The sequence below is a fragment of the Agrobacterium sp. GW821-FHT02D03 genome (genome assembly GCF_059421725.1).
This window is the reverse complement of record NZ_JBWKVN010000001.1, coordinates 2331571-2348954: the sequence shown is the minus strand read 5'-3', so window position 1 is coordinate 2348954 and position 17384 is coordinate 2331571. Positions and strand designations below refer to the sequence as shown.

The 17384-nt window shown below is 59.7% G+C and carries 13 protein-coding genes; 9 read left to right on the top strand and 4 right to left on the bottom strand.

The features are described from left to right. Positions 1 to 83 precede the first annotated feature (83 nt). Positions 84 to 614 (top strand): PilZ domain-containing protein, encoded by a 531-nt coding sequence (locus AC07U5_RS11220; RefSeq protein ID WP_494723293.1) that lies wholly within the window; start codon positions 84 to 86, stop codon positions 612 to 614. A gap of 72 nt (positions 615 to 686) precedes the next feature. Here the strand turns inward: AC07U5_RS11220 and AC07U5_RS11215 are convergent, their stop codons facing one another. Further along, entirely contained in the window at positions 687 to 1370 is a 684-nt protein-coding gene (locus AC07U5_RS11215) for an HAD family hydrolase (protein ID WP_062599469.1), read from the bottom strand. Between the two features lie 148 nt (positions 1371 to 1518). On the opposite strand from AC07U5_RS11215, the gene AC07U5_RS11210 reads away from it, so the two are divergent. Further along, positions 1519 to 2199: a GntR family transcriptional regulator gene (locus AC07U5_RS11210; RefSeq protein ID WP_062438366.1), complete on the top strand. Its 681-nt coding sequence runs from the start codon at positions 1519 to 1521 to the stop codon at positions 2197 to 2199. A gap of 22 nt (positions 2200 to 2221) precedes the next feature. Here the strand turns inward: AC07U5_RS11210 and AC07U5_RS11205 are convergent, their stop codons facing one another. Further along, positions 2222 to 3304 (bottom strand): hypothetical protein, encoded by a 1083-nt coding sequence (locus tag AC07U5_RS11205; RefSeq protein ID WP_494723029.1) that lies wholly within the window; start codon positions 3302 to 3304, stop codon positions 2222 to 2224. A 182-nt stretch (positions 3305 to 3486) separates the two neighbouring features. Here AC07U5_RS11205 and AC07U5_RS11200 point away from each other — a divergent pair, with 182 nt between their 5' ends. Together AC07U5_RS11200 and AC07U5_RS11195 are read left to right on the top strand one after the other, a co-directional pair. Further along, on the top strand, positions 3487 to 3942 hold the full coding sequence (locus tag AC07U5_RS11200) for a DUF5680 domain-containing protein (RefSeq protein WP_494723028.1): 456 nt from the start codon (positions 3487 to 3489) through the stop codon (positions 3940 to 3942). A gap of 167 nt (positions 3943 to 4109) precedes the next feature. Further along, on the top strand, positions 4110 to 5255 hold the full coding sequence (locus AC07U5_RS11195; protein ID WP_111847586.1) for a site-specific DNA-methyltransferase: 1146 nt from the start codon (positions 4110 to 4112) through the stop codon (positions 5253 to 5255). Positions 5256 to 5607: 352 nt separating this feature from the next. On the opposite strand, the gene AC07U5_RS11190 is transcribed toward AC07U5_RS11195, so the two are convergent. Both AC07U5_RS11190 and mutY read right to left on the bottom strand, forming a co-directional pair. Beyond that, positions 5608 to 6219 (bottom strand): HAD family hydrolase, encoded by a 612-nt coding sequence (locus tag AC07U5_RS11190; protein ID WP_130977804.1) that lies wholly within the window; start codon positions 6217 to 6219, stop codon positions 5608 to 5610. Continuing rightward, positions 6216 to 7343, bottom strand: a complete 1128-nt coding sequence (gene mutY, locus AC07U5_RS11185; protein WP_494723027.1) for an A/G-specific adenine glycosylase — start codon at positions 7341 to 7343, stop codon at positions 6216 to 6218. The genes AC07U5_RS11190 and mutY overlap by 4 nt, the downstream gene beginning before the upstream one ends. A 112-nt stretch (positions 7344 to 7455) precedes the next feature. On the opposite strand from mutY, the gene AC07U5_RS11180 reads away from it, so the two are divergent. The 5 genes from AC07U5_RS11180 to ppdK all read left to right on the top strand — a co-directional run bounded on the left by AC07U5_RS11180 (position 7456) and on the right by ppdK (position 17381). Continuing rightward, positions 7456 to 7965: a DUF721 domain-containing protein gene (locus AC07U5_RS11180; RefSeq protein ID WP_494723026.1), complete on the top strand. Its 510-nt coding sequence runs from the start codon at positions 7456 to 7458 to the stop codon at positions 7963 to 7965. Between the two features lie 137 nt (positions 7966 to 8102). Continuing rightward, complete coding sequence (locus tag AC07U5_RS11175; RefSeq protein WP_494723025.1) at positions 8103 to 8777, top strand: DsbA family protein; 675 nt, start codon at positions 8103 to 8105, stop codon at positions 8775 to 8777. A gap of 84 nt (positions 8778 to 8861) precedes the next feature. Next, a complete protein-coding gene (gene smc, locus AC07U5_RS11170) occupies positions 8862 to 12326 on the top strand; it encodes a chromosome segregation protein SMC (protein WP_494723024.1) in 3465 nt (1154 codons plus the stop codon). Positions 12327 to 12562: 236 nt separating this feature from the next. Then, positions 12563 to 14485 carry a methyl-accepting chemotaxis protein gene (locus tag AC07U5_RS11165; RefSeq protein WP_494723023.1) on the top strand — a complete coding sequence of 641 codons (1923 nt, stop codon included), beginning with the start codon at positions 12563 to 12565 and terminating at the stop codon, positions 14483 to 14485. Between the two features lie 190 nt (positions 14486 to 14675). Next, entirely contained in the window at positions 14676 to 17381 is a 2706-nt protein-coding gene (ppdK, locus tag AC07U5_RS11160) for a pyruvate, phosphate dikinase (protein ID WP_494723022.1), read from the top strand. The last annotated feature ends 3 nt before the right edge of the window (positions 17382 to 17384 follow it).

Below are 17384 nucleotides of genomic sequence, written 5' to 3'. Positions count from 1 at the left end.
GCCTGTTGCGGAATTGTTTTAGAGGGTGGAACACAGTGACAGGGACTATTTTGCGTTTATCCGCCGCAGCATCGCTGCTTGCCATGCTTGCGGGTTGCAATTCTTCCAATCCGTCGGACTCGCTGGCGGTCAATCCGCCGGCTGCGCAGGCCGCAACCGCCCCCGTCGTGCAGGCGAACTGCCCACCCATTACTGTGCTCGATACCAACGCCGTCCATCAGGTCTATGCCGGAGCCAAGGGTGATCCGAGCAAGCTCGTCTATCAGGCGTCCTTGTCGGACACCACGCGCTCATGCAGCATGAACGACTCCACGCTGACCGTAAACGTCTTCGCGCAAGGCCGTGTGGTTCCAGGGCCTCTCTCCAAGCCAGGCCGGGTCAATCTGCCAATCCGCGTGACGGTCAAGGATGGCGATGGCGAAATCTTCTCGCAGGTCACCAGCCTTGGCGTCGATGTTCCGGCAGGTACGGCAGGCACCCAGTTCATCTTCAACAACCCGAACGTTGCCATTCCGAATGGCCCGGGCGGCGCGTCGAAGCAGACCAATGTCTTCATTTCGTTTGATGAAGGTGGCGCAAAGGCCAGCGGCAAAAAGGGCGGTCGCAGGGGCTGAGATCAGACCCGACTGCCGAAAAATTTTTATCGAAGCCGGATCGCCTTACGCGGTCCGGCTTTTTTGATGGGTTCAGATCGCCCACTCGGACAGTGCCGCGATCGTTGCCGGCAGATCCTGCATGCGGGAAATGACGGTTTCGGCGCCCGCATCGGTCAGCTTGTCCGCATGGCTTGGATAGCTATGCGATGCGCCGGTAAAGCCGATGACGCGCATGCCGGCCGCCCGCGCGCCGGTAATGCCGTGGACGGAATCCTCGATCACCACCACCCTGTCGGGCGAGACGGCGAATTGCTTGGCGCCGTGAAGGAAGATGTCCGGCTTCGGCTTGACGCGGTCTGCGCCGAGATCTTTTGCGGAATAGACATGGCTTTCGAAATAGGGCTTGAGGCCGACCTTGGTCAGCATCATGTCGAGCCGGGCGCTGGACGAATTCGAGCAGATGCAGCGCTGTGTCGTCAGCCGCGACAGCGCGAACTTCACGCCTTCGATGACTTTGACGTCGCGCGCCAGGCGGGCATCCAGAAGCTTTTCGGATTTTTCGAGCAGCGTGGCCGAAATCGGAATGCTTGCCTCGCGCTCAACCTCAAGCAGGATGTTCTTCCAGGTCATGCCGGAGAAGCGCTCGCCCATTTCCTCAACGGAGATCGGGTAGCCGGCCTCCGTCAACAGGCGGGATTCGACCTGCGCAGCGATGATTTCCGAATCGACCAGAACGCCGTCGCAGTCGAAAATGATAAGGTCGAAGCCGCTCATATGCGCTCCCTTGATGTCGATGAAGGAATGGGATGGGGTTGGCGGCTTTTAGACCAATTGAGGCACAAGCTCAACCGGTCGGAATGCAGGGGAGGTTGCGGCTTATCGCATCGCTCGACAATTCTCCAACCTCGCCCTATGTCAGGTCATGGTCAAGATTCCAAAAGCCAAGCCGGATGATACGATTGCCGCCAAGATCAGCCGCACGCTCGCCGAGCGTATTGTGCGCGGCGAATTTGCGCCTGGCGAAAGGCTGCGGCAGGATCATATTGCGGAGGAATTCGGTGCCTCGCATGTGCCGGTGCGGGAAGCCTTTCGTCGGCTGGAAGCGCAAGGCCTTGCCGTCAGCATTCCGCGCCGAGGCGTCCGCGTGGCCGATTTCGGCCTTGCAGATGTGCGAGAGGTCGCGGAAATGCGTGCGGCGCTTGAAGTGCTGGCGCTCCGCAACGCCATCCCCAACCTGACTACGGCTATTCTCGATGAGGCGGAAGCCGCGACGCATGAAGGTGACGATGCGCAGGACGTTCGCCGATGGGAAGAGGCAAACCGACGCTTTCACCGGCTGATCACCGCACCCTGCAACATGCCTCGATTGATGGAAGCGATTGACGGACTGCATGCAGCCAGCGCCCGCTTCCTGTTCTCCGCCTGGCGTGCGGGCTGGGAGCGCCGCACAGACACCGATCATCGTGCTATCATCGACGCACTTCGCGGCGAGCGGGCCGAAGAGGCCATCCGCATCCTCCACGGCCACGTGCAGTGGATTGGCCGGACGGCCGTGCGCACGCCAACGGGATCCACGCGCGACGCCTTCGCCATCGTCGGCTAAGCTCGAGCGCGGCTTTCAAAAATCAATCGGTGATGTTGATCTCGGTGCGCTCCGATGCCGTCACCGTGGCGCTGACTTCCTTCGGATCGCGATTGGCCGTCTTGTCGTAGGTCACTTTCACAGCATAGGTGCCGGGGTGAAGCGTCTCCTGGTGCGTCGTGCCGTAGCGACCGGAAATTTCCTTCTGCGTGCCCTGCAAGTCCTTGGTGGTTTCGACAATGTCGATCCGCTCCGCCTGAGGCGCTGAGACAACCAGCACGCCTGCATCGAGATCGATGCTGAGATCGGTGCGCTGACCCGCGGTCACGCTGAAGGGCTTCTCGACGGTGACTTTGCCGAGCTTCGCTCTCATGATGAAGTTTCCAGCCGGCATCTGCATGATCTTGCCGGGGCCATAGGTGCCGGTGATCGTCGTGCGCGTGCCGTCCAGTGTTTGCGTGTCTGCCAGCGCCTCGAAGCGAATGCTATCGGTCTCGACCTGGCGACCGCCTTCTTTGTAGACGGCATTCGTTACGACCACGCCGCTTGGAATGATGACATCATGGCTAACGGTGTCGCCGGCTTTGACAGTGATCGTTTCCTCTGCAACCGCCGGACCGATGCGGCCCTCGAGCTTCAACTCGCCGGCCGGCACGAAGAGTTCTTTCGGTCCATAGACACTGTCGCTGAACGCGTCCTGCGTTACCGTTACGCGCGCAAGCGGCTCGGCCTCCTTGCTATCGGGGCTGCGCTTCGGCACGAGGGTGAGTTGGGCTGCTTCGAAATCGACCGCAAGCTCGGCGACGGCGCCGTCCTTGACCTCGAAAGCGATCTCACGGGTGATATTGCCGAGTGCGGCGACCGCGACATATTTGCCCGGCGGAATTTTCTCCTCGAAGGTCGCATCATAGGCACCGCCGACATTGTCGTCGCTGCGGCCGCCCGTGCTGTCCGCCTTGTAGAAGTCCCATCGGACCTTGTCGCTATCGCCAAGCGAGGGGCCGCCTTTGAACATGACGGCGTCCGTGCGCACATTCACTTGTGGCTTTGGAGCCTGCGGTGCAGGCTGCTGCGAGAAGGCGGCGCTGGCATAAAGCGTCGCGGCGATCATCAAAGCTATGCGCATTTTGTAACTTAACCCCTGCACCCGTCACTGGCACCATAATACCGCCAGTGTGGAAAATTCCTAAATCAAAACGTTAAAAATAAAATCCGGTTCCATTAGCCGTTTCTGCAACGTGAAGATGGGTTTTCGTCTTGACGAAAAATGCGTTTTGTTCACTATATGTTCTTTTAAGGGAGACTGCCGTGGACAACCTCAATGATGTCATCGTGCGTGCAAAAGCGGCCTGTTATGTCGGAGGTGGAGCGAAGGCAGAGGCAAGTAGGCGAGGCTCCCAAGACCTCATCTGGTCTGATGCTGAGTGGGAGTACCGCGACAGCTATTTCGGCGGTACGAACTTCATTGGGCAGGAGGTTCTCTGGCTCAGGCGCACACCCTATTGGGCGATGAACTATTACGGCTTCATCATCCGTCCGGATTTGATCGATGGAGAGCGAGCCGGATCCACGATTAAGGCCGCTCTGTCCACGATGTATCGAGCCGGTCGGTTCCTCGGTGGTTTCGAATGGACGGGTGAATACGGGACCTACATCGACAGGAGCGAGGGGGACGCCCGCCATTTCCACGGGCGTGAGGTGATCATGGTGGGTGGTGAGGAAGCCTATGCACTTCACTATTGTGGGGGCCTCATCATCCCGTAGCTGCGGCCGCTTCCGCTTGCCGATCTCGCGCCTGAACCTCGATAATCTATTTTCTCGCATTTTTATGCACTTAACCCGGAACTTTCTTTCACTCGTTCAGCCTTTGATAACCATCTTCGGTAACCATAAGGCCAGTTCAGTTGAGTAAGCGTATGGAGCGAGTACCCATGGCATCAGTGTTTCCACTGGCCGATTTTCGGCGCGCCGGTTTTGATCTTGCAGGCGAGAGCGACGCCTGGAAGGACAGCATCATCAAGGGTGACTGCGTCGCCGCTCTCGAGGCGCTGCCGAGCCAGTCGGTCGATGCGATCTTTGCCGATCCGCCCTACAATCTCCAGCTTGGCGGCACGCTGCATCGTCCGGATCAGTCACTGGTGGATGCGGTGGATGACGAGTGGGACCAGTTCGCCTCTTTCGAGGCCTATGATGCCTTTACCCGCGCCTGGTTGCTGGCCTGCCGCCGCGTCTTGAAGCCGAATGGCACCATCTGGGTCATCGGCTCCTATCACAACATCTTCCGCGTCGGCTCCATCCTTCAGGACATGAACTTCTGGATCCTGAACGATATCGTCTGGCGCAAGACCAACCCCATGCCGAACTTCAAGGGTCGACGTTTCCAGAACGCCCATGAGACGATGATCTGGGCGAGCCGCGACGCCAAGGCTAAAAGCTACACCTTCAATTACGAAGCGCTGAAAGCGTCGAATGACGACGTGCAGATGCGCTCCGACTGGCTGTTTCCGATCTGCAGCGGCTCCGAGCGGCTGAAGGGCGATGACGGCAAGAAGATTCATCCGACCCAGAAGCCGGAAGCTCTGCTGGCGCGTATCATCATGGCTTCGACCAAGCCCGGTGATGTGGTGCTCGATCCGTTCTTCGGCTCCGGCACGACCGGTGCGGTGGCAAAGCGTCTTGGCCGCCATTTCGTCGGCATCGAGCGCGAGCAGGATTACATCGATGCGGCATCCGCGCGAATCGCTGCGGTCGAGCCGCTCGGCAAGGCGGAGCTGACGGTGATGACCGGTAAGAAGGCCGAGCCGCGGGTCGCCTTCAATGTTCTCCTCGAAAGCGGCCTCGTGCGCCCCGGTCAGGTCCTGACGGATGCCAAGCGCCGTTATACCGCGATCATTCGTGCCGACGGCACCGTGTCGTCCGGCGGCGACGCAGGTTCTATCCATCGCCTGGGTGCCAAGGTGCAGGGTCTCGATGCGTGCAATGGCTGGACCTTCTGGCACTATCAGGATGGCGATGCTCTGAAGCCGATCGATGATCTAAGAAGCGTTATCCGTACGGAATTGGCTAAAGCCGGCTAATCTGCGATCCACCGCCTTATGTTGCTTTCGCCACAGGCTTCATCTGGTTTAGTACCTTCAGTCCCGGATGAAGAAGAAGCAAGGCCCGGCGTCCACTGGACGCCGGGCCTTGTTGTGAGTTCTTTTGGATAAAGAATTTTCCCAAAATATTTCAATTGCCTGGCAAGCCTGGAGCAAGTAAGCCGCCTTAATCAATCTCGCCAAGGGACGAGGGCGAGCCGCTGGCGCATCAAACAGATGCGCAAAGCCAAGAAGACGGATGCTTCCCTGTTTGACGATTCTTCAGATCTGGCCGTTCGCGGCTGGACTGGCGCAGGATGGGGACCGCCATTCCCGCCTGCGCCAGGAATTCTCAAACCTTGATGCCGTAGCCTTCGAGATCGGCCTTCAGCTTTTCCGCATCGGTGAAATGCACAGCCTGCCAGCCGGCTTCCTTCGCGCCGTCCACATTGGCAACCGAATCGTCGATGAAGATGCTGGTCTCAGGATCGAGACCGAAGGTCTCGGCATGCAGCTTGTAGATCGCAACATCCGGCTTGATCAGACCGACATCGCCTGAGACCGTCACGCCACGGGAAAGCGTCAGGAACGGATACATCTTCTGCGCCTCGCGGAAGGTGTCAGAGGCAAAGTTTGTCAGCATCGTAACGTCATGGCCGCTATCGATCAGACCTTTGAGGATGGCGACGGAATCGTCATAGGAGTGGGAGACCATCTCGTGCCAATGTTTGCGGAAGGCGCGGATATGCTCCTCCCGGTCGGGATGGTTTTCCAGCAGCAGGGCTTCGGCATCCGCCCATTTGCGACCGCGATCCTGCTCCAGATTCCAGTCATGGGTGCAGACATTCTCGAAGAACCAGGCGCGTTCGGCATCGTCAGGGATCAGGCGACTATAGGGAATATGCGGATCGTAATGAATGAGAACCTTGCCGATATCGAAAACAATATGATTGATCTTGCTCATGAAACTTTCCTACTTCTCGAAGACTGCTGCGTTTTTTCGGCCCTTGCCGCAAACGCCAATGGAATAGCCTGAGAGATCGCCTTTTTCATCACCGTCGGCAGTGCCTGGGCATCAAGATTTGTGACCGGCTCCCACCATCCGTCATCGGCTTTGACGTCGTTTCCGACTTTCGCCCGGTAGATCGATAGTCTGAGTTCAAAATGGGTGAAGACATGCACGATGGTGCCGGCCGGCTCCCAGTCCGCGTCAAAAGGCGCATGCGCTTTTTCCGTTCCCCCATCCAGACGCGCGGTCCAGGCCGTCGTTGGCACCTCCGTCATGCCACCGAGCAGGCCGCTATCGATGCGCCGCCGCAGCAAGATTTCACCCTCGTCGTTGACCGCAACGAAGGCTGCGCCCACCCGCACCGGCTTGTCCTTCTTCTTGGCTTTGACCGGAAGCCGCTCCGGTTCATCCTGCGCCAGTGCCAGACAATGGTCGTTGAACGGACAGAGTGCGCAGGCGGGGCGCTTCGGCGTACAGATCGTCGCGCCAAGATCCATCATCGCCTGGGCAAAATCGCCCGGTCGGTCGTTTGGCGTAATCTCCGCGACGCGGGCTTTCATCAAAGGCTTCGAGCCGGGCAGCGGCGAATCGATCAGGAACAGGCGCGAGATCACCCGCTCCACATTGCCATCCATAACCGCGGCTTGTCGGTTGAAGGCGATGGCAGCCACCGCCGCTGCGGTATAATCGCCGATACCCGGAAGCGCTCTCAATCCGTCCTCCGTGTCGGGGAACTTACCGCCATGCTGATGAGCAACCGCTTCGGCGCATTTCTTCAAGTTTCGTGCTCGAGCATAATAACCAAGGCCCGCCCATGCAGCCATGACGTCCTCGGTGGGCGCCGCCGCCAGATCGTTGACCGTCGGCCATGCCGCCAGAAACTTGGTGAAGTAAGGCTTCACCGCCTGCACCGTCGTCTGCTGCAGCATCACTTCGGACAGCCAGACATGATAGGGATTGGCCCGCAGGCCTTTTGCCGCCATGGACGGGGAGGTGCGCCACGGCAGGTCGCGGTGATGGCGATCATACCACGCAAGCAACAACTGCGCGTAGGCCGGCCCTTCGATTTTATGAAGCATATGTGCAGTCTGTTCCGATTTGGCTGATGGCGTTTCCAATTGAGATGGAAACGTCCTATACTTGGTCCATACGCTTCGCCCGATCAAGCCGCGAGTTCAGAGTTGTGTGACCATGCGACAGCCCCGTAAAGGTGTCCTTCAGATTGCCGAAGTTGCAAACGGCATCATCGATCCCGTTTTAGCAAAGAGAGCCGGAATCAGCACGGCACTTCTCAGTTCCTGGGACGAGATCGCCGGCGATGATTTTGCCGATTGCACCCGTCCCGAAAAGATCACCTGGCCGCGTCGCGACGAGGGGCCGGATCGCGGCGGTTATCAGGCGGGTGTTCTGACGATTGCCTGTGAAGGCGCACGCGCGCTTTTTCTGACCCATGCGCAGGGTGAGTTGATTGCCCGGATCAATGGCTTCTTCGGTTTTCCTGCAGTCCGTCAAATCCGCATCGTGCAAAAGCCGGTGTCGACGGCGTCCACCCGCCGGCGAAAGCCGCAACCATTGCGAGGTGAGGCCGCAAAGCGGCTCGACGACATGATGCAGGGGATAGAAAGCGAAGCGCTGCGCAAAGCGGTAGCGCGGCTTGGGACGGCTGTTATGCAAAAGCGGACCAAGGGTCGGACACTGTGAAGCAGGAAACTGCAAAGAACAGTCCTTGACTGGTCACAATTCTTTGACAAGAACAGGTGAACGCGCCGCTTGTTGGAAACGATGTGTGGCTATATCGGAATCATAGACATTTGCGTCTTTCACAAACAGGTGCTTCCATGCATTTCCCAGAACTGAACCTCACCCGCCGCGCTCTTCTCGGCACTGTTGCCATGGCCTCCGTCGTGGCCGCAATGCCGATGCTTGCAGGCAGCGCCTTTGCACAGGATGTCCCGGAGTCCTCCGGTGATGTCGACATGGCCGCGGTGCTGAAGCCCGGTGCATTGCCGGATCGTGCTCTTGGCGATGCGAACGCGCCTGTGAAGATCGTCGAATATATGTCGATGACCTGCCCGCACTGCGCGCATTTCCACAACACAGTGTTTGACGAGATCAAGAAGAAGTACATCGACACCGGCAAGGTTTACTTCATCATCCGCGAGTTCCCGTTCGATCCGCGCGCTGCCGCCGCCTTCATGCTGGCCCGTTGCGCGCCTGAACAGCAGTATTTCCCCTTCGTCTCCATGCTGTTCAAGCAGCAGCAGAGCTGGGCGACCGCGCAGGATGCCCGCGCAGCACTGCTGCAAATGTCGAAAATGGCCGGTTTTTCACAGGAGAGCTTCGAGGCCTGCTTGACGAACCAGAAACTTCTGGATGATGTGAACGCAACGATGCAGCGCGGCGCAACGGAATTCGGCGTAAACTCCACGCCGACCTTCATCATCAACGGCAAGAAGTACTCTGGAGACATGTCGGTTGAAACCATGTCGGCCCTTATCGACAAACTTCTCTAATCAACGCCACCGCATTCTGACGGGCGCCGGAGATTTCCGCGCGCCCGTTTTGATGTCTTGCCGCCGGCAGGCCGAGGCAGCGGCATGAAGTTCAACAAGCTGCGCCTGCTCGGTTTCAAGTCCTTCGTGGAACCTTCGGAATTCATCATCGAGCCAGGCCTGACCGGTGTTGTCGGACCGAACGGCTGCGGCAAGTCCAATCTGGTCGAAGCGCTTCGCTGGGTGATGGGCGAGAACTCCTACAAGAACATGCGCGCATCCGGCATGGATGACGTGATCTTCTCCGGCTCCGGCAATCGCCCTGCGCGCAATACCGCAGAAGTCGGCCTTTATCTCGATAATTCCGATCGCACCGCGCCCGCAGCCTTCAACGATGCAGACGAAATCCAGGTGACGCGCCGCATCGAGCGCGAGAACGGCTCGGTCTATCGCATCAACGGCAAGGAAGCCCGCGCCAAGGATGTTCAGCTTCTGTTTGCCGATGCCTCCACCGGCGCACGCTCGCCCTCCATGGTGGGGCAGGGACGCATCGGCGAGTTGATCAATGCCAAGCCGCAGGCGCGCCGGCAATTGCTGGAAGAGGCGGCGGGCATATCCGGCCTGCATTCGCGCCGCCATGAGGCGGAACTGCGCCTGCGTGCCGCCGAAACCAATCTGGAACGGCTCGAAGATGTAACGGCACAGCTGGAAAGCCAGATTGAGAGCCTGAAGCGCCAGGCCCGTCAGGCCAACCGCTTCAAGATGCTCTCTGCCGATATCCGCGCGCGAGAAGCCACCCTTCTGCATATCCGCTGGGTGGATGCCAGCGAGGCAGAGCGCGAAGCCGACAACGCACTGAACATCGCCACCAATCTGGTTGCCGAAAAGGCGCAGCGGCAGATGGAAGCGGCAAAAGAGCAGGGCGTCGCCAGCGTCAAGCTTCCCGAACTGCGCGAGAATGAAGCGAGGGTCGCCGCCGCTTTGCAAAGATTGCAGATCGCCCGCACCCAGTTGGATGACGAGGCCAACCGTCTGCTGCGCCGCCGCGATGAACTGGCGCGCCGCCTTTCGCAACTTGGCGAGGATATTCAGCGCGAAGAGCGGCTCGTTTCTGACAATGCCGACATTCTCTCTCGCCTTGATACGGAAGAAGCCGAGCTTCTCGACATCCTGGCCGATTCGGGTCGCTACGCCGAGGAAACGCGAGAGGCTTTCGAGGAGGCTGCGGCCAAGCTTTCCGAAAGCGAGCGGGTGTTTGCCGCGCTGACGGCAGAACGTGCGGAGGCTGCGGCGTCTCGCGCTCAGCTCGAACGCTCCATTCGTGACCTTGCCGACCGCAAGTTGCGTCTGGAACGCCAGTCTTCCGAGGCTGCTTCCGAAATCGAAACGATCGATGACAAGCTGGCCGAACTGCCTGATCCCGCCGAAAAACGCGAAAGCGTGGAAGCGGCGGAAATTGCGGCGGAAGACGCGCTGATTGCAGCCGAGGATGCCGAGACGGCGGTGGCTGAGTCCCGTTCAGCCGAGGCTTTGGCACGCGGACCCGTCGACATGGCCCGCAATCGCCTCAACGCGCTGGAGACCGAAGCACGTACCATCGCCAAAATGCTGGCCGCCGGTGCTGCGTCCGGCTCCTTCACGCCAGTGGCGGACGAACTCAAGGTGGATCGCGGTTTCGAGGCAGCCCTCGGTGCAGCCCTCGGCGACGATCTGGAAAGCCCTCTGGATCGAACCGCTCCCGCCTATTGGACAGCGAATGGAGAAGGCGCAGACGATCCCACCCTGCCACAGGGCCTTTCCTCTTTGATATCGCACGTCTCCGGCCCCGACGCCTTGAAGCGTAGTCTTCGCCAGATCGGCATCGTTGCGAGCGTCGAAGAAGGGCAGCGACTGATGCCGCTCCTGAGGCCCGGCCAGCGCCTGGTCACGAAAGAGGGCGCGCTGTTTCGCTGGGACGGTCACGTGGCAAGCGCCGACGCACCGGGAAGTGCGGCCCTTCGGCTGGCACAGAAGAACCGCCTTGCGGAGATAGAAAGCGAAATCGATGAAGCCCGGTTCGTGCTGGAAGAGGCGCAGGAGCGGCTTTCTGTTTCGACGGATGCGATCCGCATGGCGGAGGCTGGCCTGAATGAAGCGCGCGAGCGCAGTCGTCTTGCCGCCCGCCAACTGACCGAAGCGCGTGATGCGCTCTCCATGGCGGAGCGCGCCTCTGGCGATCTCCTTCGCCGTCGCGATGTCGTCTCCGAGGCTCTCAACCAGATCGGCGGCCAGATCGAGGAGATTGCGGTTCAGGAAGAGAATGCCCGGATCGAGCTCGAAGACAGTGCAGATCTCTCCAGCCTCGATGAACGCTTGCGCGACAGCCAGCTTGAGGTCGCAACCGATCGCAGCCTTCTGGCAGAAGCACGCGCGCGCCATGAAGGCTTGAGCCGGGAGGCCGACGCGCGCCAGCGCCGAATCAACGCCATTGCACAGGAGCGCGCCACCTGGGCCGCCCGCGCCGCAAGTGCTGCGGACCACATCGCCACGCTGCGCGAGCGCGAGGAGGAAGCGCGCGAAGAGCTGGCGGAACTCGATATTGCGCCTGAGGAATTCGACGAGAAGCGCCGCAACCTGCTGAGCGAATTGCAGAAGATGGAGGAGGCGCGCCGTGCCGCGGCAGACCGTCTGGTCGAGGCCGAAAATCTCCAGCGGGATGCGGACCGGGCTGCCGCGACGGCGCTCTCCGAACTGGCGGAAGCGCGCGAAAAGCGTGGCCGCGCTGAAGAGCGACTGGTGTCCGCCCGCGAGAAGCGGCAGGAAAGCGAGCACCGCATTCGCGAGGCTTTGAACGTCGAACCCCATATGGCGCTGCGTCTCACCGGACTGCCACCGGGAGCGCCGCTGCCGGAAGTGCGCGATGTTGAGCGCGATCTCGACCGGTTGAAGATCGAGCGTGAACGTCTGGGCGCGGTCAATCTGCGAGCTGATGAGGAGCAGGCGGAACTCTCCGCCAAGCTTGCCGCCCTCATCAAGGAGCGCGACGACATTATCGATGCCGTCAGGAAGCTGCGTGCTGGTATTCAAAATCTCAACCGCGAGGGTCGTGAGCGTCTGGTCGCTGCATTCGATGTGGTCAACACCCAGTTCCAGCGGCTCTTCACCCATCTCTTTGGCGGCGGCACGGCGGAGCTGCAACTGATCGAGTCCGACGATCCGCTCGAAGCGGGGCTGGAAATTCTGGCCCGCCCACCGGGCAAGAAGCCGCAGACCATGACGCTCTTGTCCGGCGGCGAGCAGGCTTTGACCGCAATGGCGCTGATCTTCGCCGTCTTCCTCACAAATCCGGCCCCCATCTGCGTGCTGGACGAGGTGGATGCGCCGCTTGATGACCATAATGTCGAGCGCTATTGCAACCTGATGGATGAAATGGCGGCCTCTACCGAAACCCGTTTCGTCATCATCACTCACAACCCGATCACCATGGCCCGAATGGATCGCCTCTTCGGCGTCACCATGGCGGAGCAGGGCGTCTCGCAGCTGGTGTCGGTCGATCTGCAGATGGCGGAGGCGCTGGCGGAGGCATCTTAATTTGCAATTTAAAGTTACATTAGAGCTTTAGAATGCTGGATCCGGTTAATTTTTCTCGCCTTGAGGATGCGGATTCCGTTGCTATTTAATCAATTTTAAAGGCCAAGGTCCCTAATTTATTGTCTCAACCACACTTGCTCCATGACGGTGCAAAGTATTGTGGCAAGAACTTGCATGCTGGATTCGAGGAGGGTATCCGAGCTTTTTCTTGTTATTTTTCAGTTCTGCGAGACAATATGACCTTCCTTGATAATATTAAAATTCGTTACAAGATCCTGGCGATCCTTCTCCCGATTGCCGCTGTCGGCATGGCTGGCGCTGGTGTCCTGGCCTATAGTTACAAGCAGGCAGACAAGGCTTACGTCGGCTTTTTCGACCATAACGCTGCCGCTTCTACGAGCGTGTTCAGAGCGTCTACCGCGGTTGTCGGTGTGGGTTTTGCCGTCAACGAGATCCTGCGCATCACGGTGATGGGTGGCGATACAAGCCCAATCGAGACCTTGTACCGAAACGACACCGAATTGTTTATCAAGCGAATGGAAGACGCCAGGCGGCTCGATCCTTCCATCAGCGTGGAAGTCGGCAAGTTCATTCAAAGAGGCAAGGAAATCATCGATCTGGCCAATGTCTCGATCGATCGTATCAAGTCGGGCAATCTCGATGCGGCACGCGTCGAGATAGGAAAGATCGGTCCCCTGGTGATCGATTATCGCGAAGACCTCAGGGTGTGGAATAACGCCAAGGCTGCGGAGACCGTAAAAGGTGTGCAGCTTTTGTCCGCGGACGCGACCAGGACCATCACCAATTCGTTGCTTGGTATCTGCCTGGCCTTTCTGGCTTTCATCGGCGCAGCCCTCTTCTTTGTATCGAGGGGCATCACGGCGCCCATCGAAAGGCTTTCCACACGCATGGTCTCTCTCGCCGGTGGCGAGACGCGCGAAGAGATCGACGGCATTGCTCGCAAGGATGAGGTTGGTCAGATGGCGCAGGCCGTTGCCGTCTTCCGCGAGAATGCCCTTGAGCGCATCCGTCTCGAACAGGAAGCAGATGCCAATCGCAGCCTGTCGGAGAAGGAGCGCATTGCCCGCGACGAACAGAAGGCCAGGGAAGCCGCAGACACGCAGTTTGCCGTCGACAATCTCGCCAACGGATTGTCACGCCTGTCGGATGGCGATGTCTCTTACCGTATCAGCCAGCCTTTCGTTGCCCATCTTGATACGGTTCGTGAGAACTTCAACGCTTCTGCAGAAAAGCTCCAGTCGGCTCTGACTCGCGTGGCCGAGAATGCCCGTGGCATCGATGCCGGTGCGAACGAAATCCGTGCCGCGGCAGACGATCTTGCCAAGCGCACCGAACAACAGGCAGCCTCGGTCGAAGAAACCGCAGCGGCACTGGAAGAAATCACCACCACGGTGAAGGACTCCACCCGTCGCGCCCAGGAAGCCGGTCATCTGGTTGCCAAGGCCCGCACCGGTGCCGAGCAGTCGGGTGAAGTCGTTCGCAAGGCTGTCGTTGCCATGGAGCGGATCGAGAAGTCGTCGGGTGAGATTTCCAACATCATCAGCGTCATCGATGAGATCGCCTTCCAGACCAACCTTCTGGCACTCAATGCCGGTGTCGAAGCTGCCCGTGCCGGTGAAGCAGGCAAGGGCTTTGCCGTCGTTGCCCAGGAAGTGCGTGAACTGGCACAGCGTTCTGCCAGTGCCGCCAAGGACATCAAGGGTCTGATCTCCACCTCCAACACCCAGGTTCAGGAAGGCGTTGAGCTTGTCGGTGAAACCGGCCGTGCGCTGGAAACCATCGTGGCCGAAGTGCAGGAGATCAACCGTCACGTCATGGCGATCGTGGAAGCGGCACAGGAGCAGTCCTCCGGTCTGCAGCAGATCAACACGGCTGTGAACCAGATGGACCAGGACACGCAGAAGAATGCGGCGATGGTGGAAGAGACGACGGCAGCCAGCCATGGTCTTGCCCGCGAAGCCTCATCGCTGAACCAGCTTCTCGGTCAGTTCAAACTGTCTGCCACCTTCGAGGCACCGATCCGATCCGCAACGCCTGCGGAGCGTCCGGCAGCGTCACCCGCCCGCGCGCTTGGCCGCAAGCTTGCAACCGCCTTCTCCGGCAATGCAGCCGTCAAGCAGGACTGGGTAGAGTTCTGATAAGGGTTTTTGGACCTAACCTGCAGAAATCGACGCCCGCGCTCGCTGCGGGCGTTTAGCCGTGCGTGGCATGCCCATGCCGCAATTATGCTGCACTGCACTGTCATCTTGTGTTCTCGGGCGTTCCCAACAGTGTGACAATGCTATAATGGGTTGAAAAACAAGAACGCTTCTGGGTGGAGAGCGTATAATGAAGAAATGGGTTTATACCTTCGGCAACGGTGCTGCCGAGGGCCGTGCTGGTGACGTTGCCATATTGGGAGGCAAGGGTGCGCATCTTGCCGAAATGGCAAGTCTCGGCCTGCCTGTTCCGCCCGGCTTCACCATTATCAGCGAAGTCTGCGGTCGCTACCACCAGGGTGGGCGCCAACTCCCCAATGATCTGAAGCTCCAGGTTTCAAGCGGCATTGCTGGGATGGAAGTGATGACCGGCCGCAAATTCGGTGCAGGCCCGCGCCCACTCCTGATTTCCATTCGCTCTGGTGCGCGTGCCTCCATGCCCGGCATGATGGATACCGTCCTCAATCTGGGTCTCAATGATGAGACGGTGCAGGCGCTCTGCGAGGATTCCGGCGACGCCCGTTTTGCATGGGATAGCTATCGCCGCTTCATCCAGATGTATGCCGACGTCGTCATGGGTCTTGACCATGAAGTCTTTGAGGAAATCCTTGAGGACGAGAAGGGCCGCCTCGGCCACGAATACGATACCGAACTGTCTGCCGACGAGTGGCAGCATGTGGTATCCCGCTACAAGCAACTGGTCGAAGACGAGCTGGATGAACCCTTTCCGCAGGATACCGAAGTCCAGCTCTGGGGCGCGATCGGTGCTGTCTTTTCCAGCTGGATGAACACACGCGCCGTCACCTACCGGCATCTGCACAATATCCCCGGCGACTGGGGAACGGCAGTCAACGTCCAGGCCATGGTGTTCGGCAATCTCGGCTCCACCTCCGCGACAGGCGTTGCCTTCACCCGCAACCCCTCGACAGGGGAAAAGGAACTCTACGGCGAGTTCCTCGTCAACGCGCAGGGCGAGGATGTTGTCGCCGGCATCCGCACGCCGCAATCCATCACCGAAGCGGCACGTCTTGCATCCGGCTCCGACAAGCCGTCGATGGAAAAGCTGATGCCGGAGGCATTTCAGGAGTTCCTCGCGATCTGCAAACAGTTGGAAACCCATTACCGCGACATGCAGGATATGGAGTTCACCATCGAGCGCGGGCAGCTCTGGATGCTCCAGACCCGTTGCGGCAAGCGCACGACGCGCGCTGCCATGAAGATCGCTGTTGATATGGTCGAGGAGGGCCTGATCACTGCCGATGAAGCGGTCTGCAGGATCGATCCGTCATCGCTCGATCAATTGCTGCACCCGACGATCGATTCCGCCATCGAAAGACCCATCATCGGCTCCGGCCTTCCGGCGTCCCCTGGCGCCGCATCCGGAGAGATTGTTTTCAGCGCCGAAGAAGCGGTTGCCGCCAAGGCGGAAGGTCGCCGCGTCATACTGGTGCGCATGGAAACCAGCCCCGAAGATATTCACGGCATGCATGCGGCCGAGGGCATTCTCACCACCCGCGGCGGTATGACGAGCCATGCAGCGGTGGTTGCGCGCGGCATGGGCATTCCTTGCGTCACCGGTGCTGGCTCCATGCGCGTTGATTTGCGCAATGGCGTGCTGATCGGCATCGGCTGCATGCTGCGCAAGGGTGACGTCATCACCATCGATGGTTCGTCCGGACGCGTGCTGAGGGGCGAAGTGCCGATGACGCAGCCGGAGCTTTCCGGCGATTTCGGCAAGCTGATGGAATGGGCCGATGGCGCGCGCCGCATGACGGTGCGCACCAATGCAGATACGCCAGCCGATGCGCGTGCAGCCCGCGCTTTCGGTGCCGAAGGCATTGGCCTTTGCCGTACCGAGCACATGTTCTTCGAAGGCGAGCGCATTCATGTGATGCGCGAAATGATCCTTGCCGAGGATGAGGCGGGCAGACGCTCCGCACTCGACCAGTTGCTCCCCATGCAGCGCGAGGATTTCACCGAGCTCTTCTCAATCATGCATGGCATGCCGGTGACGATCCGCCTGCTCGATCCGCCGCTGCACGAGTTTTTGCCGAAGACCGACGGCGAGATTGTCGAAGTGGCCGCCGCCATGGGCATGCCGCAGACTCTGTTCCGCCAGCGGCTCGATGCGCTGCACGAATTCAACCCCATGCTTGGCCACCGCGGTTGCCGCCTGGCGATCTCCTACCCTGAAATTGCCGAGATGCAGGCTCGCGCCATATTCGAGGCAGCGGTGGAAGCCGCGCGTCGGACGGGCGCCCCCGTGGTGCCCGAAATCATGGTGCCGCTTGTCAGCCTCCGTTCGGAATTGGATTACGTTCGTGGTGTGATCGACCGCGTTGCAGCGGAAGTTGCGGCCGAAACCGGCATGACGCTGGAATATTTGACCGGCACGATGATCGAGCTGCCGCGTGCCGCTCTTCGCGCCCATGTCATCGCGGAGGCGGCTGAATTCTTCTCCTTCGGCACCAACGACTTGACGCAGACCACCTTCGGCATTTCGCGTGACGATGCCGCGCGCTTCATGAACACCTATCAGCGCAAGGGCATCATCGAGCGCGATCCCTTCGTCTCACTGGATTTCGACGGGGTAGGGGAGTTGATCCGCATTGCGGCGGAGCGTGGCAGGCAAACGCGCTCGGAGCTCAAGCTCGGCATTTGCGGTGAGCATGGCGGCGATCCGACCTCCATCGATTTCTGCGAAAATGTCGGGCTGGACTACGTATCCTGCTCGCCCTTCCGCGTGCCGATCGCACGGCTGGCGGCTGCCCAGGCGACACTATCCCATGCGGAAAAGCAGCCGAATACCTCTCCAAAGAAGGTGGTCGCGCTTTAAGCT

Bases quoted from the DNA above. Each gene is read 5' to 3' on its own strand.
- smc (WP_494723024.1), top strand. From the start codon at position 8,862: ATGAAGTTCAACAAGCTGCGCCTGCTCGGTTTCAAGTCCTTCGTGGAA.
- AC07U5_RS11210 (WP_062438366.1), top strand. From the start codon at position 1,519: ATGGTCAAGATTCCAAAAGCCAAGCCGGATGATACGATTGCCGCCAAG.
- AC07U5_RS11180 (WP_494723026.1), top strand. From the start codon at position 7,456: ATGCGACAGCCCCGTAAAGGTGTCCTTCAGATTGCCGAAGTTGCAAAC.
- AC07U5_RS11175 (WP_494723025.1), top strand. From the start codon at position 8,103: ATGCATTTCCCAGAACTGAACCTCACCCGCCGCGCTCTTCTCGGCACT.
- mutY (WP_494723027.1), bottom strand. From the start codon at position 7,343: ATGCTTCATAAAATCGAAGGGCCGGCCTACGCGCAGTTGTTGCTTGCG.
- AC07U5_RS11165 (WP_494723023.1), top strand. From the start codon at position 12,563: ATGACCTTCCTTGATAATATTAAAATTCGTTACAAGATCCTGGCGATC.
- AC07U5_RS11195 (WP_111847586.1), top strand. From the start codon at position 4,110: ATGGCATCAGTGTTTCCACTGGCCGATTTTCGGCGCGCCGGTTTTGAT.
- AC07U5_RS11215 (WP_062599469.1), bottom strand. From the start codon at position 1,370: ATGAGCGGCTTCGACCTTATCATTTTCGACTGCGACGGCGTTCTGGTC.
- AC07U5_RS11220 (WP_494723293.1), top strand. From the start codon at position 84: ATGCTTGCGGGTTGCAATTCTTCCAATCCGTCGGACTCGCTGGCGGTC.
- AC07U5_RS11205 (WP_494723029.1), bottom strand. From the start codon at position 3,304: ATGCGCATAGCTTTGATGATCGCCGCGACGCTTTATGCCAGCGCCGCC.
- ppdK (WP_494723022.1), top strand. From the start codon at position 14,676: ATGAAGAAATGGGTTTATACCTTCGGCAACGGTGCTGCCGAGGGCCGT.
- AC07U5_RS11190 (WP_130977804.1), bottom strand. From the start codon at position 6,219: ATGAGCAAGATCAATCATATTGTTTTCGATATCGGCAAGGTTCTCATT.